Source organism: Mycolicibacterium vulneris (genome assembly GCF_002104765.1).
Lineage (GTDB): Bacteria > Actinomycetota > Actinomycetes > Mycobacteriales > Mycobacteriaceae > Mycobacterium > Mycobacterium vulneris.
Map to the genome: position 1 here is coordinate 1 of NZ_NCXM01000011.1, position 15,706 is coordinate 15,706.

Annotated in this window: 14 protein-coding genes and 1 pseudogene; 2 read left to right on the top strand and 13 right to left on the bottom strand. The window is 67.6% G+C overall.

Going from position 1 to position 15,706, the window contains the following annotated elements; all coding sequences use genetic code 11:
• Positions 1–78 precede the first annotated feature (78 nt).
• A complete protein-coding gene (gene gatA, locus B8W69_RS12100; protein ID WP_085290059.1) occupies positions 79–1,572 on the bottom strand; it encodes an Asp-tRNA(Asn)/Glu-tRNA(Gln) amidotransferase subunit GatA in 1,494 nt (497 codons plus the stop codon).
• The gene (gatC, locus tag B8W69_RS12105; RefSeq protein ID WP_085290060.1) at positions 1,569–1,868 is read right to left on the bottom strand and encodes an Asp-tRNA(Asn)/Glu-tRNA(Gln) amidotransferase subunit GatC; all 300 of its coding nucleotides are present in this window, start codon (positions 1,866–1,868) and stop codon (positions 1,569–1,571) included. Before gatC ends, gatA begins: the two co-directional genes overlap by 4 nt.
• A 109-nt stretch (positions 1,869–1,977) precedes the next feature.
• Here gatC and B8W69_RS12110 point away from each other — a divergent pair, with 109 nt between their 5' ends.
• Positions 1,978–2,634, top strand: coding sequence for an ACT domain-containing protein (locus tag B8W69_RS12110; protein WP_110881915.1), 657 nt, complete (start codon positions 1,978–1,980; stop codon positions 2,632–2,634).
• A 61-nt stretch (positions 2,635–2,695) separates the two neighbouring features.
• Here the strand turns inward: B8W69_RS12110 and B8W69_RS12115 are convergent, their stop codons facing one another.
• From B8W69_RS12115 to B8W69_RS12160, 9 genes and pseudogenes are all read right to left on the bottom strand, one after another.
• Positions 2,696–3,145: an FHA domain-containing protein gene (locus tag B8W69_RS12115; RefSeq protein WP_085290062.1), complete on the bottom strand. Its 450-nt coding sequence runs from the start codon at positions 3,143–3,145 to the stop codon at positions 2,696–2,698.
• A 120-nt stretch (positions 3,146–3,265) separates the two neighbouring features.
• On the bottom strand, positions 3,266–3,679 hold the full coding sequence (locus tag B8W69_RS12120; RefSeq protein WP_085290206.1) for a hypothetical protein: 414 nt from the start codon (positions 3,677–3,679) through the stop codon (positions 3,266–3,268).
• Positions 3,680–3,790: 111 nt separating this feature from the next.
• Positions 3,791–6,706, bottom strand: coding sequence for an MMPL/RND family transporter (locus B8W69_RS12125; RefSeq protein ID WP_085290063.1), 2,916 nt, complete (start codon positions 6,704–6,706; stop codon positions 3,791–3,793).
• Positions 6,703–7,149 carry an MmpS family transport accessory protein gene (locus B8W69_RS12130; protein WP_085290064.1) on the bottom strand — a complete coding sequence of 149 codons (447 nt, stop codon included), beginning with the start codon at positions 7,147–7,149 and terminating at the stop codon, positions 6,703–6,705. The genes B8W69_RS12125 and B8W69_RS12130 overlap by 4 nt, the downstream gene beginning before the upstream one ends.
• Before the next feature lie 171 nt (positions 7,150–7,320).
• Positions 7,321–7,929, bottom strand: coding sequence for a TetR/AcrR family transcriptional regulator (locus tag B8W69_RS12135; protein WP_110881910.1), 609 nt, complete (start codon positions 7,927–7,929; stop codon positions 7,321–7,323).
• 58 nt (positions 7,930–7,987) lie between these two features.
• Positions 7,988–9,100, bottom strand: coding sequence for a cystathionine gamma-lyase (locus tag B8W69_RS12140; protein WP_085290066.1), 1,113 nt, complete (start codon positions 9,098–9,100; stop codon positions 7,988–7,990).
• Between the two features lie 4 nt (positions 9,101–9,104).
• On the bottom strand, positions 9,105–11,186 hold the full coding sequence (gene ligA / locus B8W69_RS12145) for an NAD-dependent DNA ligase LigA (RefSeq protein WP_085290067.1): 2,082 nt from the start codon (positions 11,184–11,186) through the stop codon (positions 9,105–9,107).
• Positions 11,187–11,241: 55 nt separating this feature from the next.
• Positions 11,242–11,472: pseudogene (locus B8W69_RS12150) on the bottom strand (ArsR/SmtB family transcription factor); the annotation flags it as partial.
• Positions 11,473–11,639: 167 nt separating this feature from the next.
• Positions 11,640–12,668 (bottom strand): uroporphyrinogen decarboxylase/cobalamine-independent methonine synthase family protein, encoded by a 1,029-nt coding sequence (locus B8W69_RS12160; protein ID WP_085290069.1) that lies wholly within the window; start codon positions 12,666–12,668, stop codon positions 11,640–11,642.
• Positions 12,669–12,767: 99 nt separating this feature from the next.
• Here B8W69_RS12160 and B8W69_RS12165 point away from each other — a divergent pair, with 99 nt between their 5' ends.
• Positions 12,768–13,412: a sensor domain-containing protein gene (locus B8W69_RS12165; RefSeq protein WP_181447379.1), complete on the top strand. Its 645-nt coding sequence runs from the start codon at positions 12,768–12,770 to the stop codon at positions 13,410–13,412.
• A 7-nt stretch (positions 13,413–13,419) separates the two neighbouring features.
• Here the strand turns inward: B8W69_RS12165 and mnmA are convergent, their stop codons facing one another.
• On the bottom strand, positions 13,420–14,496 hold the full coding sequence (gene mnmA / locus B8W69_RS12170; protein ID WP_085290070.1) for a tRNA 2-thiouridine(34) synthase MnmA: 1,077 nt from the start codon (positions 14,494–14,496) through the stop codon (positions 13,420–13,422).
• Positions 14,497–15,675, bottom strand: coding sequence for a cysteine desulfurase family protein (locus B8W69_RS12175; protein ID WP_085290071.1), 1,179 nt, complete (start codon positions 15,673–15,675; stop codon positions 14,497–14,499).
• Between the last annotated feature and the right edge of the window lie 31 nt (positions 15,676–15,706).

Sequence of the window (15,706 nt, forward strand, 5' to 3'; positions counted from 1 at the left end):
CAATCACCACCGGCAACACTCAGCGATAGGCAAGGTCCCACCCATCACGCGATTGATCAACCTGCCTGGGCAGTACACCTAGATCGCCGACGGCAGGGATCCGCGGGCCGCCTCGTAGGCGGCGCCGACCCGATACAGCCGGTCATCGGCCAGTGCGGGCGCCATGATCTGCAGCCCGACCGGCAGGTCGTCGTCCGGCGACAGACCGGCCGGCACCGACATGCCGCAGTGCCCGGCCAGATTCAGCGGCAGCGTGCACAGGTCGAACAGATACATCGCCAGCGGATCGTCGACCTTCTCGCCCAGCCGGAACGCCGTGGTCGGGGTCGCGGGCGACACCACCACGTCCACCGAGCGATAGGCCTCGTCCAGGTCGCGGGCGATCAGGGTGCGCACCTTCTGGGCCTGGTTGTAATACGCGTCGTAATAACCGGCCGACAGCGCGTAGGTGCCGATCATGATGCGCCGCTTGACCTCCGGCCCGAAGCCGGCGGCGCGCGTCATCGCCATCACTTCCTCTGCGCTGTGGCTGCCGTCGTCGCCGACCCGCAGCCCGTAGCGCATCGCGTCGAAGCGGGCCAGGTTGCTCGACACCTCCGACGGCAGGATCAGGTAGTAGGCGGCCAGCGCGTACTCGAAGTGCGGGCAGTCGACCTCGCTCACCTCGGCGCCCAGGGCGGTCAGTTGCTCGACGGCGGCCTCGAACGCGCTCAGCACCCCGGGCTGGTAGCCCTCGCCGCGCAGCTGCTTGACCACTCCGACGCGCACACCCTTGAGGTCACCGGTCGCCCCGGCCTTCGCGGCGGCGACGACGTCGGGCACCGCTGCCTTCACCGACGTGGAGTCCAGGGTGTCGTGCCCGGCGATCACGTGATGCAACAGCGCGGTGTCCAGCACCGTGCGCGCGCACGGGCCGCCCTGATCCAGCGACGACGCGCACGCCACCAGGCCGTAGCGCGACACCGTGCCGTAGGTGGGTTTGACGCCAACGGTCGAGGTGAGTGCGGCGGGCTGGCGGATGGAGCCACCGGTGTCGGACCCGATCGCCAGCGGCGCCTGGAACGCGGCCAGCGCCGCCGCGCTGCCGCCCCCGGAGCCGCCGGGCACCCGGTCGACGTCCCACGGGTTGCGGGTGGGGCCGTAGGCCGAGTTCTCGGTCGAGCTGCCCATCGCGAACTCGTCCATGTTGGTCTTGCCCAGGATCGGGATTCCGGCGGCGCGCAGCCGCGAGGTGACGGTGGCGTCGTACGGGGAACGCCAGCCCTCCAGGATCTTGGACCCGCAGGTGGTGGGCATGTCGACCGTGGTGAAGACGTCCTTGAGCGCCAACGGGACCCCCGCCAGCGGCGACGGCAGCCGCTCCCCGGCGGCCACCGCGTCGTCGATCTGCTTGTCCACGGCGGCTGCCGCCGCAAGCGCCTCGTCGGCCGCCACGTGCAGGAAGGCGTGGTAGCGGTCGTCGGTCGCCTGGATCTGGTCCAGGCACGCCTGGGTGACCTCGACCGACGACAGCTCTTTGGCGGCGATCCGGGCGGCCAGCGTGGCGGCGTCGGACCGGATGATCTCGTTCACTCGCCGTCCCCCAGGATCTGCGGGACCGCGAAGCGGCCATCGACGGCGGCGGGCGCCTCGGCCAGCGCCTCGGCCTGGGTCAGGCACGGTGTCGACTCGTCCGGCCGGGTGACGTTGACGTCCTTGAGCGGGTTGTCGGTCGCTTCGACGCCGGTGACATCGACCGCCTGCACCTGGCTGACGTGGGTCAGGATGGCGCCGAGTTGGCCGGCGAAGCTGTCGAGTTCGCTGTCGGTCAGCGCCAGCCGGGACAGCCGGGCCAGGTGCGCTACCTCGTCGCGGGAGATCTGGGACACGACTGGAAAGCCTAGCCGCGAAGGTGCGGGCCGCTACACGCCGTTGGCCGTCGCGCCGCCGGGTCGATCCGAAATGCCGTCGACAGATCCCTGTGCGACAGTGTTGGCCGTGCCCTCCTATCTGTTGCGCATCGAGCTGGTCGACCGGCCAGGCAGCCTGGGGTCGCTGGCCGTCGCGCTCGGTTCGGTGGGAGCCGACATCTTGTCGCTCGACGTCGTGGACCGCAGCGCGGGTTACGCGACCGACGACCTGGTGATCGAACTGCCACCCGGGGCCATGCCGGACACGCTGATCACCGCCGCCGAGTCCCTGTCCGGTGTCCGGGTGGACAGCGTGCGCCCGCACACCGGTCTCCTGGAGGCACACCGCGAGCTCGAGCTCCTCGACCACGTCGCCGCGGCCGACGGCAAGGCGGCGCGACTGCAGGTTCTCGCCAACGGGGCGCCCAAGGTGCTGCGCGTCAGTTGGTGCACGGTGCTGCGCAGCGCGGGCGGCGAGCTACAGCGCCTGGCCGGCAGTCCGGGCGCCCCGGAGACCAAAGCCGACTCGGCCCCCTGGCTGCCGATCGAGCGGGCCGTGACGTTGGACAGCAGCGCCGAGTGGGTGCCCAAGGCGTGGCGCGATATGGACGTGACAATGGTCGCGGCGCCTTTGGGCGACCCGCACACCGCGGTGGTGCTCGGCCGTCCCGGCCCCGAATTCCGGCCCTCGGAGGTCGCACGGCTGGGGTACCTCGCCGGGATCGTCGCCACCATGCTGCGCTGATCCAGCGGTGACTCGCTCGAGACATGCTCGGGCGCAATAGCTTTGGTTGGGGTCGGCGCTGTCAGTCCGTTATGGGTGGGGTTAAGAACACCAGACGAAATCTGCCGATCTGGATCTCGTCGTGGTTAGCCAGCACGGCCGAATCCACAACTTGCCGGTTGACGTAGGTGCCATTGAGACTGCCGGCATCGTCTACGCGGAATTCGCCGTGCTCACGCCGAAACTCGGCGTGGCGTCGACTGACCGTGATGTCGTCGAGGAAGATATCGCTGTCGGGATGGCGGCCGGCGGACGTGAAGTCGCGATCCAGCAGGAACCGAGCCCCAGCGCTGGGGCCGCGCTTGACGATCAACAGGGCCGAGCCGCGGGGCGCTCCTTCGACCCCCAAGTCCACGTCTGGAGCGCTGGTCCGAGTTAGCTCGTCCAGCTCATCAACGGCGCGGTCCGACAACGCTGCCGTGATTTCGGCACTGGTTTCGTCCGCATTGTCGCCGTCGTCTTCAGGGGCCATCCGCTGTCTCGTTGCCTTTGTCGGGGTATCACCTTCCAGCTTGCCTGAGCCGGCCACAACCATCCAACGGCTGTAAACCCCGCAGCTGGAAACCCCCGGGCCGCGGCCGCGCCAACCGTGTCATGCGGTGCTTGGCAGACGCCCTTTCAAGGCAGCAATTCTGAGCAGCTGAAGGGTGAGGTTTATGGATCCCAACATAGGGCCCAACCCGATATACATTCGAAGGGAGGTGGTCCCATGCAGTTCAAGAATGCTGAAGAAATAAAAGCATCCGATGGTGAAAACGGCGGCCGGGATCGAGTAAGCCATCAAGGATCTACGATCAGCGATGATCTGCGCCGCGAAATCCAATTCCTCCTCCGACATCGGCTCTCCTTTGCGCACTTTATCCAAAACCTTCTTTGCACTCCCGACTTCTTCGCTTACCGGGGTGCGCGGTCGCTTCAGGAGCCGTGTTACATAAATGAAGACAAAGGTGGCGAACACCAATTCGGCCACCCCGGCGAGCACCGCCAGATAACCAAACAGCCCCAACTTCATTCACTCCTTTGTGGGACAACACCGCGTGGCACCGGAGCACCGCCAGTGAGTGGCACGCGGCGACGGCGGCGTTTGTCCGGCAACGTTCGCCTGCCCGGCTTCCCGTCACACACGGGTGTGATCGCGTGACGGTGATCCGGGCATTACCGCCGGGTCTCCGTCTTCCCATAGCAGCAGTTGGCGGACCGCGGGGCGCGGCCCGTACGGGCGAAGCATGGTGCTGGCCGGGCGGGGGCGCACGCGTTGTGGCCACCAGAACCACCGCCCGAGTAGCGCGGCGACGGACGGCGTCATGAAGGAACGCACGATCAGCGTGTCGAACAGCAGCCCCAGGGCGATCGTGGTCCCGATTTGACCCAGCACCAGCAACGAGGCGAACCCGAAGGACGCCATGGTGAATGCGAACACCAGGCCGGCGGAGGTCACCACCGCCCCGCTGCCGGCCATGGCGCGAATGATGCCCGTATTCAACCCGGCGTGAATTTCTTCCTTGAACCGGGAGATCAGCAACAAGTTGTAGTCGGATCCCACCGCCAAAAGGATGATGACGGACAGCGCCAAGCAAATCCAGTACAGCTTGATGCCCAGAATGTATTGCCAGACCAGCACGGAAAGCCCAAAAGAGGCGCCCAGCGAAAGCGCGACGGTGCCCACGATGACGATCGCGGCGACCAGGCTTCGGGTGATGATCACCATGATGAGCAGAATCAGGCTCAGGGCGGCAATTCCGGCGATCATGAGATCGTATTTGGCGCCGTCTGCTATGTCCTTATACGTCGCGGCGGTGCCGGCGAGATAAATGTTGGAATCGCCGAGGGGTGTATTCTTCACGGCTTGTTTGGCCGCTTCTCTGATCGGCTCGATGTGCGCGATACCTTCGGGGGTGGCGGGATCACCCTCATGGGAGATGATCATGCGTGCCGCCTTGCCGTCCGGCGAGAGGAACATCTTCAGTCCCCTTTTGAATTCGGGGTTGTTGAAAGCCTCGGGCGGCAGGTAGAAGGAGTCGTCATTCTTGGCGGCGTCATAAGCCTGTCCAAGGGCCGTCGCGGTGTCGGTATTAGCCCGCGTCTGAGCATTGATCCCGAAGTTTGTGGCGTAGTTGGACAGCGTGAGGCCCAGATTTTTCTCCTGATCGGCGATCTGGGGTGGCAGCAGGGTCACCAGCTTCTGCTGGCCGGCATCCAGCTTGTCCAAGCTCGCGGTGAGCTTCTCAAACTGCGCGCTGAGTTCGTCGATGCCGTCGAGCGCGTCGAAGACGGATCGGAACGCAAAGCAGGCCGGAATGTCGAAACAGTGCTTCTCCCAATAGAAATAACTGCGAACGGGCCTGAAGAAATCGTCGAAATTGGCGATCTTGTCCCGCAGATCGTTGATGATCGCGATCGTGTCGTGAAAGCTTTGGGTCTCGTCGTGGGTGGAGGCGGCGAGCTGCTTCTGCAGGCCGTATTGCTGGTTCAGAATGCCGATCGTATCTTTCAGATTGTCGGCCTGCTTCAGCAAATCCTGCGCCCGCTCTTTCTGATAGTGCAGGTTCTCGATGTTGCCGATGCTGCCCGCGCTGATCTGAAAAGCCAATGAGGTGTGCTCGATCGGGGTTCCCAATGGCCTGGTCATCGATTGGACCTGGGCGATGCCGGGCAGGTGTGCGATAGCTTTTGCCACCCTTTCCAAGTTGATCATGTCGGCCGGGTTGCGCATGTCGTGATCGGTTTCGATCATCAGCAGTTCGGGATTGAGGCGGGCCTGCGAGAAATGCCGTTCCGCGGCGGCATACCCGGTATTGGCCGGGGCGCTGGCCGGCATGTAAGTGCGAGCGTCATAACTCGTCTTGTATCCGGGCAAGGCGAGCAGGCCGATGAGGGCGACCCCGGTGGCCACCACCAGCACGGGCCCGGGCCAGCGCACGATCGCGGTGCCGATGCGGCGCCAACCCCGAGTCGCCAGCTGGCGCTTGGGGTCGAACAGCCCGAAAAGACTGCCGACAGTAATCAGGGCGGGGGCCAGGGTGAGCGCAGCCAGTAATGCGACCCCGATGCCTATTGCGGCGGGAATGCCCAGACTTTGGAAATAATTCAGCCTGGTGAAGCGCAGGCAGAGTACCGCGCCGGCCACGGTCAACCCTGAACCCAAGACCACATGGGTGGTACTGCGATACATGGTGTGGAAGGCGGTTTCGCGGTCCTGCCCGTCGAGCCGCGCCTCGTGGTAGCGGCCGACGAAAAAGATCGCGTAATCGGTGCCGGCGGCGATGACCAGCAGCGTGAGCAGATTCGTCGCGTACGTCGACAGCCCGATCAAGCCGGCGTTTCCCAGAAACGCGACGACACCCCTCGCCGCGGCCATTTCAACGATCACCGTGACCAGCACAAAGACCGCCGTGACGGAACGGTACACCCACAACAGCATCCCCAAGATCACCAGCACCGTGATCACGGTGACCTTGAAGATGCCTTTGCTGCCCACCTCGAACTGATCCGTGACCAGCGGCGCCGCGCCGGTCACATACGCCTTCACCCCTGGCGGTGCGGGCGTATGGGCCACGATCTGGCGGACTGCGTCGACGGACTCGTTCGCCATCGCGTCGCCCTGATTGCCGACGAGATACACCTGAACGTAGGCGGCCTTGCCATCCTTGCTCTGTGACCCCGCCGCGGTCAGCGGATCCCCCCAGAAATCCTGGACATGCTCCACATGCTTGTGGTCGCGCTCGAGCTTACGAACCAAATCGTCGTAAAACCGGTGGGCATCATCACCCAGCGGCTTATCACCTTCCAAGACGATCATGGCCGCACTGTCGGAATCGAATTCGTGAAATACCTTTCCGATGTGCCGCATCGCCTGAAAAGACGGTGCGTCAGGGGTATTCAGGGATACGTTGTGCGCTTTGGCCACGTCCTCCAAATTCGGTAGGGCGATGTTCGAGATGGCGGCCAGAGCTATCCACAACAGCAGGATCGGCACCGAAAAACGGCGGATGTTGTGCGCCACAGCGGACCTCGGCGCGTGATCCTGGCTCATGCCGACTTCACCAGGCAAAAGGTGTAGGCGCTCACTTGGTTGACGATCCTTTCATCCTTGACCTCACCATCCACCGTGATGCGACAGCCAAGGGAATCGCTATTGCCCTGCGCCACAAGATTGCTGAACGCTCCGGGCTGTGTCGTCACCATGGTCAACGACCACGGCAGGGAAGCGTCCAACACTTGCCGCGGCTGCACATTGATGTCCACATAATTGATGGTCGCCACCGCTCCCGGGTCGCCGAAGACCTCCAGGGTGATGTGCTTGGGATTGAACGGTTCGGTCTGCTCCGAGATGCCGCCGGCGGCCGACGTGTTGTTGTGAGAGCCGAAAATCCCGTGCAGTCGATACACGCAGAACCCCGCGACAGCCGCCACCACGATGACCACCAGCACCGTCCACCACCGCCTGATCAGGGAGGTTATCGAAAAGCCTTTCACCCGTTAGCCTTTCGAAGATCAGGCGACAGGGTCACGTTCGGGGCGAGCGCGACCGCCAAAACACATAAGCATGATCGACAGCCACTACAGTACGGTACGGGACCGTACTGTACCAGAGGTACGCGGGCGCCTGGGTTGCCTTCGAGGCCCAGCGCGGACATGACTGCGCCGTCATCCGGTGTTCTTGGTCAGGCCCGGAATGATGAACCCATCGACAAGCGCTTGCACGGTGCGACGGGTGGGCGGCCGGTCGGGGACGATGCACCGGAAGATGAGGTAGCCGGGCAACAGATCCCAAAGCTCATCGGTGAGGGCGCCTTCGCTGATCTCGCCCCGATCGACGGCCTGATGCAGCACGTGCTGGATCATGGCCTTGCGCCGGTCCAGGAACTGGTGCTGCATGGCCTCGTTCAGTGCGGGGTGGCGCGACACCTCCACCATCACCGCGCGGATGGTGCTGGCGTGCCGTCCGCCCTCCTGGCAGATCGTCTCCCCCAGGCTCAGCAGGTCGCCGCGCAACGTGCCGGTGTTCGGCGGGACGGCCACGTGGCGGACGCCTTCGATGAAGGCGGCCAGCACCAGTTCGGCTTTGGAGGGCCAGCGCCGGTACACCGTGGCCTTGCTGGCGCGGGCGGCGTTGGCCACCGCGTCCACCGTCAGCTGGTCATAGCCGTGTTCCTGCAGCAGCCCCAGGGTCACGGCCAAGATTTCGGCCTCGCGCGGCGACCACGGCGACGCGTGCTCGCGCCGGTCGGCCGTCTGGGTCATAGAGCCAACGATAGAGCCGCTCGGCCGATGCGGACCAATTTCCGTGCGGTCGAGCCCGACGAATGTCGCGTCAGCGGGAGGGCATCAGCGCGCGTTCGATGTCGGCGAGCAGGTCGTCAGTGTCCTCGATACCCAGTGAGACGCGCGCGAATCCGTCGGCGACCGGATCTCCCCAGCGCGCGCGACGGTCCACCGAGGTGTGCAGGCCCCCGAAACTGGTGGAGGCGATCAGCAGTTCGCTGCGCTCCACCAGCGCCTGCACCGCGGCCGCGTCGGACAATTCGACCGAAACCAACGCTCCGAATCGGCGCATCTGCGCCATGGCCACCGGGTGCGCCGGGTCCTCGGCCAACCCCGGATAGCGCACCGACCGCACCGCCGGGTGGCGGGCCAGCATGCTCGCCACCGCCCGGGCATTCTGGCATTGACGTTCGAAGCGCAATCCCGCAGTTGCCATGCTGCGCAACAGAAGCCACGCCTCGAACCCACCCAGGATCGCACCCGCGAGCAGCCGGTGTCGCTCCACCACGGCGAGCAACTCAGGCTGGTTGCTGGCGACGTAGCCGGCCAGCAGGTCACCGTGACCCGACAGGGCCTTGGTCGCACTGGCCACCACCGCATCGGCGCCCAACGACAGCGGCTGCTGACCCAGGGGCGTCGCGGCGGTGTTGTCGACAATCAAGCGCGCGTTGCGGTCCCGGCAGATGGTGGCCAACTTGTGTAGATCGATCACGTCCAGCGCGGGGTTGGTTGGCGTTTCGGCCAGCACCACGTCGGCGTGCGCGGCGGCGTCATAGATCCGCGCACTCGACGCCTCGACGACCGTCACACCCCCGGGCGCCAGGTCTTCGCGGGCATAGCGGCGCACCTGGTAGTAGCCGTCGGCCGGCACCACCACCGTCGATCCGGACGTCACCAGCGCGCGCAGCACCGCGCTGATGGCCGCCATGCCCGACCCGAACACCCGCGCGCCGGCGGCTCCTTCCAGCTCGGCGAGTGCGGACTCCAGTTGCCGCCAGGTCGGGTTGGAGCTGCGGCCGTAGCTGTCCAGCGCACCGCTCTCGTCGCCGGACAGATGATAGGTGGCTGCGAGCACCGCCTGCGGTGCCACCGGCTGTCCCGAAATAGCCTGATTATCAATGGCATTGAGGCTGCGAGTGGAATCACCGTACCGGCTGCTCATCGGTTCAGTCCGCCGGAGATTCGGGTGGGCCCTCGGCCAGCAGTTTTCGGAAGCCGTCCTCGTCGAGAACGGGCACCCCCAGCTCGATCGCCTTGTCGTACTTGGACCCCGGCGAATCGCCGGCCACCACGTAGTCGGTCTTCTTCGACACCGAGCCGGCGGCCTTTCCCCCGCGCGTCAGGATCGCCTCCTTGGCGTCGTCGCGGGAAAAGCCGGCGAGCGACCCGGTGACCACCACCGTCAGCCCCTCCAGCGTGCGCTGCACACTGGTGTCGCGCTCGTCGGCCATCCGCACGCCGGCCGCGCGCCACTTCTCGACGATGGCGCAATGCCAGTCGACGGTGAACCATTCGGTGAGCGCCGCCGCGATCGTCGGCCCCACGCCTTCCACCGCGGCCAGCCGCTCGGTCGACGCCGACATGATCGAGTCCAGATCGCCGAACTCGGTCGCCAGGGCGCGCGCGGCCGTCGGCCCGACGTGCCGGATCGACAGCGCGACCAGGACCCGCCACAGAGCCACCGTCTTGGCCTTGTCCAGGTTGTCCAGCAGCCGTTTGCCGTTGGCGGACAGGGCGCCGGCCTTGGTCCGGAACAGCTCGGTCCGCAACAGGTCGTCCTCGGTGAGCGTGAACAGGTCGCCCTCGTCGGCGATCACCTCGGCCTTGAGCAGCGCGGTGGCCGCTTCGTAACCGAGCCCCTCGATGTCGAACGCACCGCGCCCGGCAACGTGAAACACCCGCTCCCGCAACTGCGCCGGACACGATCGGGCATTAGGGCAGCGGATGTCGGCGTCACCCTCCTTGGCCGGCGCCAGCGTGGTGCCGCACTCGGGACACGCGGTGGGCATGACGAATTCGCGTTCGGAGCCGTCGCGCAGGTCGACGACGGGGCCGAGCACCTCAGGGATCACGTCGCCGGCCTTGCGGATCATCACGGTGTCGCCGATCAGCACGCCCTTGCGTTTCACCTCGGCGGCGTTGTGCAGGGTGGCCAGCCCCACCGTCGAGCCGGCCACCTTCACCGGCGTCATGAAGGCGAACGGGGTGACGCGTCCGGTGCGCCCGACGTTGACGCGGATGTCGAGCAGCTTGGTCTGCGCCTCCTGCGGCGGGTACTTGTAGGCGACGGCCCAGCGCGGCGCGCGGGAGGTGGTCCCGAGCCGGCGTTGCAGCGCGACGTCGTCGACTTTGACTACCACCCCGTCGATTTCGTGCTCGAGATCGTAGCGGTGCTCACCCCAGTAGCCGATCCGTTCCTCCACAGCGGCGAGGCCGCGCACCCGCGCGGTCTGTTCGGCCACGGGCAGCCCCCAGGCGTTCAGCGCGGTGTAGGCCTCGTGCTGAGTCTTTGGTGCGAACCCCTCGGTGCGGCCGATGCCGTGGCAGATCATCCGCAGCTTGCGCCGGGCGGTGACGGCCGGGTTCTTCTGACGCAGCGACCCCGCGGCACTGTTGCGCGGGTTGGCGAACGGCGCCTTGCCGTCTTCGACGAGGCTGGCGTTGAGCGCCTCGAAATCGGAGAGCAGAAAGAACGCCTCGCCGCGCACCTCGAGCAAGGCGGGAATCGGGAAGTCCTTGCTGGCGGAAAGCCGCTCGGGGACGTCGTCGATGGTGCGCGCGTTGAGCGTCACGTCCTCGCCGACCCGGCCGTCGCCCCGGGTCGCGGCGCGTTCCAGCCGGCCGTCGCGGTACACCAGCGCCAGGGCGACCCCGTCGATCTTGAGTTCGCACAGGTAGTACGGCTCCTTGCCGACCTCGTTCTCGACGCGGTTGCTCCAGGCCACCAGCTCGTCGCGATCGAAGACATCGTCGAGGCTCAGCATCCGTTCCAGGTGCTGCGCCTCGCCGAACTCGGTGGCAAAACCCGCCCCGCCGACCAACTGGGTCGGGGAATCGGCAACCCGCAGCTCGGGGTGGCGCTCCTCGAGCGCGAGAAGCTCGTTGAACATCGCATCGAAGTCCGCGTCCGAGATGATTGGGGCGTCCTTGATGTAGTAGCGGAATTGGTGTTCACGGACCTCTTCGGCGAGGTCCTGCCACTGCCGGCGAACCTCGGGCGATACCGAATCAGCTTCTGCTGCGCTCACCTTGGCAGGCTATCCGAGGACACCGACGTGAAACCGGGCGCGCTCAGTCCTCGACTCAGTCCTCGACGTAGGCCCGCAACCGATCCACCGCGGCATCCCACCGCCGGGACAGCTGACTCAGGTAGTCGCTGGCCGACGCAAGCGGCTGGGTCTGCACCGTCCAGATCCGCTCGCGGCCCCGCCGGCTGCTGGTCACCAGCCCGACGGACTCCAGCAGCTGCAGGTGCTTGCTGGCCGCCTGCCGAGTGACCGGGATGACGCTGGTGACCTGCGATGTCGAACTGGGTCGAACCGGCGCCGCGGCTCGAGGGCGACCATCTGCCAGGTGCTGCGCACCGCGGCGTGCGCCTCCTGACGCTTGGCGACCTCACCGTCGACGACGGTCGGGCTGATCGCCGCGGTCACCGACGTCCCGGCGACGAAGGGCCCGGCGAAGCGCAACCTTCCGGTTGCCTATCCGATGGCTTCGGGATCCTCGGCGAACATCTCGGCCGCCTTGCGGGCCAGCTCGATCGCGGTCCGCGCCCACTCCGGCGTCGCACCGGCCAGACCACAGGCGGGCGTGACGCCGATGCGGTCGCGCAGCGCCGAACGGGCGAAGCCGAGGCGATCGGTCACCGCGACCACCGCGGCGGCCACCTCCTCCGCCGACGGGCGGCGCGGCGGGGCGTTGCCGGCGACCACCCCCAGCGCGACGGTGCGGCCGGACTCCACGAACTCGGCGACACCGTCCAGATCGGCCGCGCCCAGCGCGCCCGCATCGACCGCCACAGCTCGAAAGGCGCTGCGCTGCAACAGGTCCCATGGCAGGCCGGGGCCACAGCAGTGCAGCAGCACCTCACCGCCCACCGTTCGGGCGCAGGCGTCGAGCAGGCCCGCGGCCACCTCCTCGTCGATCGGCGCCACCGGGCTCAGCGCGGTCACCCCGCTCAGCCCGCCGCCCAGGGCCTTGGGCAGCGACGGCTCGTCGAATTGCACCACCACGTCCGCCTCGAGCCGGCGCGCCAGTCCCGCGCGATGCGCGGAGACGCCCTCGGCCAGCGACGCCGTCAGGTCGCGCAGCGCCCCGGGGTCGGTGATCGCCCGGTGGCCGTTGGACAGCTCGATCTCGGCGGCCAGCGTGATCGGACCCGGCGCCTGCACCTTGACCACCCGGCCCTCGTTGCGCAGGCCGGCGGCCTCCCAGGCCTCCTCCAGCGCGTCCATGTCCTCGTCGAGCAGGCTGACGGCGCGGCGGGTGACCGCACCGGGCCTGGCGGCGAGCCGGTAGCCGCGCGGCACCGTGTCGATGGCCACGTCGACCAGCAGCGCGCCGGCCCGGCCGAGCATGTCGGCACCCACTCCGCGCGCCGGCAGCTCGACGATGTGCGCCAGCGCGCCCGCGAGTTCACCTACGACGACTTCGGCGGCCTGGCGCGCGGCGATGCCGGGCCACGATCCGACACCGCTGGCATTGGCAAAGGGATGGGTGAAAACACTCACCGGACAACCGTATTCGACGTCGTACCACCCGCCGGTCGGCAGGGGTCTGTGTGCCGCGGGTCGGCGCGGGTAGGTTCAACGCCAAAGGGGTGCGAAATCGTGTCGCAGAAGGCGAAATCGGCGTGGCCACCGGTGTTGTGCGCGGTGGTGGCGCTGGTGGCGGCGTGCACCCGGGTGGTGGACGGGGCGGCCGTGGCGGGATCGGGCGCCAACCGCAGGGTGGTACAGGGCGTCGACGTCGACACGATCCTGCTGGATCAGTCGCGGATGCGCGCGATCACCGGCGCCGGTGATCATCTGACCATCATCCCGTCGATGGACGGCACCAGCCCGGTGGACATCGACGCGCTGGCCGATACCGCGCCGCGCGAGTGCCGGTTCATCTACGCCGAGACCGCGACCTTCGGGCGCGACCTCGAGGCGTTCCACAAGACGACGTTTCAGGACCCACCCGACGGCGCGCTGATCTCCGAAGGCGCCGCGGCCTACCGCGACGCCGACACCGCCCGGCGCGCCTTCGGCGCCCTGGTCGGCACCGTCGGCGACTGCGCGAACGGCTCGAGCGGCCAACTCTACGTCGGCGACTGGAACGCCGACGCCACCTCGCTGCACCTGCGGCCCGGCGGGTGCGGCCGCGACTATCGGATCCTGTCGGTGGCCATGCTGGAGGTCACCTTCTGCGGGTTCGCGCAATCGGTGTCCGACATCGTGATGACGAATATCTCCGCGAACATGCCGCGGTAGCCCGGATTCAGCGGGTGGTGCCGGCGATGGTGGCGCTGCCGAGCACCTCGTCACCGTCGGGATCGGGCCGGTATAGCACCAGCGTCTGGCCGCGGGCCACCCCGCGCATCGGCGCGCGCAGCCGCACGACGAGCTCGTCGTTGACCAGCTCGGCAATCGCGTCGGCTGTTTCGCCGTGCGCGCGCACCTGAACCGCGCACTCCAGCGGGCCGGTAGGGATGACACCCGAGGTGAAAATCGGTGCCCGGCCGACCATTTCGCGTATCTCGAGGTCGGCCGCCTCGCCCACGTGCACGGTCGAAGTCTCCGCGTCAATCGCGGTCACGTAGCGCGGGCGGCCGTCGGGTCCCGGCCCGGCGATGCCGAGCCCCTTGCGCTGCCCGACGGTGAAACCGTGCACGCCGTCGTGCTCGGCGAGCACGGTGCCGTCGGCATTGACCACGGCTCCGCGGCGCACCCCGATGCGCTCGCCCAGAAAGGCGCGGGTGTTGCCCGACGGGATGAAGCAGATGTCATGGCTGTCCGGCTTTTCCGCGACGGTCAGGCCGCGCCGGGCGGCCTCGGCCCGGATCTGCGGCTTGGGGGTGTCCCCGATCGGGAACGCCGCGTGGCGCAACTGCCCGGCGCTCAGGACGGCCAGCACGTAGGACTGGTCCTTGTCGTGATCGACGGCGCGGCGCAGCCGGCCATTCGAAAGACGGGCGTAGTGGCCGGTGGCCACCGTGTCGAACCCGAGCGCAACGGCTTTCGCGGACAGCGCCGAGAACTTGATCTTCTGATTGCACACCACACACGGGTTGGGAGTTTCGCCGCGCGCGTAGGACGACACGAATTCGTCGATGACGTCCGACTTGAACCTCTCCGCGAAATCCCAGACGTAGAAAGGGATTCCGAGCACATCCGCGACGCGGCGCGCGTCGGAGGCGTCTTCCTTCGAGCAGCACCCGCGCGAGCCGGTGCGCAGCGTGCCGGGCGCGGTGGACAGCGCCAGGTGCACGCCGACGACGTCGTGTCCGGCGTCGACCATCCGGGCGGCGGCGACCGACGAGTCGACGCCACCGCTCATCGCAGCAAGCACTTTCACTTAGGACGCCCCCGCGGCGGCCAGTGCGGCGCGACGGGCGCGGTCCACCGCACCGGGCAGTACCCGCAGCACCGCGTCGACGTCGGCGTCGACACTGGTGTGCCCCAACGAGAGTCGCAAAGATCCGCGGGCGCTGGTCGCGTCGGCGCCCATCGCGATCAGCACGTGCGAGGGCTGCGCGACGCCGGCGGTGCACGCCGACCCCGTCGAGCACTCGATTCCGTTGGCGTCCAACAGCATCAGCAGGGCATCGCCTTCGCAGCCGCGGAAGGTGAAGTGCGCGTTGCCGGGCAGGCGCAGCGGATCGCATGCGCCGTTGAGTGTGACGTCCTCGATGCCGCCCAGCACCCCGTCGACCAGCCGGTCACGCAACGCCCGCAGCCGGGTGCTGTTGACTTCGAGCCCGTCGACCGAGATGCGGGCCGCCGCCGCCATTCCGACCGCGCCGGCGACATCGGCGGTGCCCGAACGGATGTCGCGCTCCTGCCCGCCTCCGTGCGCCAGCGGCACGCAGGCGACGTCGCGGCGCAGCAGCAGCGCGCCCACCGCGGGCGGGCCGCCGAACTTGTGCGCGGTCACGCTCATCGCCGACAGACCGCTGGCGGCGAAGTCGACCGGCAGCTGCCCCACCGCCTGAACGGCGTCGCTGTGCATCGGGACGCCGAATTCGGCCGCGACGGCGGCGAGTTCGGCGGCCGGCATCACGGTGCCGACCTCGTTGTTGGCCCACATCACCGAAATCAGCGCGACGTCGTCGTGGCGTGTGAGCACCTCGCGCAGCGCCGCCGCCGACACCGACCCGTCGGCGGCGGTCGGAAGCCAGGTGACCTCGGCGCCCTCGTGTTCGACGAGCCAGTTCACCGAGTCCAGCACGGCGTGGTGTTCCACCTCACTGGTGACGATGCGCCGGTGTCGCGGCTCGGCGTCGCGGCGGGCCCAGTAGATGCCCTTGACCGCCAGGTTGTCGCTCTCGGTGCCGCCGGCGGTGAAGATGACCTCCGAGGGCCGTGCGCCCAGCCGGTCGGCGATCAGCTCGCGGGATTCCTCGATGCGGCGCCGCGCCGCGCGGCCGCTGGTGTGTAGTGAGGACGCATTGCCGACCGTGCCCAGCACAGCCGTCATCGCCTCGACGGCGGCGGGGTGCATCGGGGTGGTGGCGGCGTGATCCAGGTAGACCATGACGCAGCCCACGATACCGGCCCGCCCGTTT

Excerpts from the sequence above, each read along its gene's own strand:
- B8W69_RS12115 (WP_085290062.1), bottom strand. The coding sequence starts at position 3,145 with ATGGCCCCTGAAGACGACGGCGACAATGCGGACGAAACCAGTGCCGAA.
- B8W69_RS12125 (WP_085290063.1), bottom strand. The coding sequence starts at position 6,706 with ATGAGCCAGGATCACGCGCCGAGGTCCGCTGTGGCGCACAACATCCGC.
- B8W69_RS12140 (WP_085290066.1), bottom strand. The coding sequence starts at position 9,100 with ATGAGCAGCCGGTACGGTGATTCCACTCGCAGCCTCAATGCCATTGAT.
- B8W69_RS12175 (WP_085290071.1), bottom strand. The coding sequence starts at position 15,675 with ATGGTCTACCTGGATCACGCCGCCACCACCCCGATGCACCCCGCCGCC.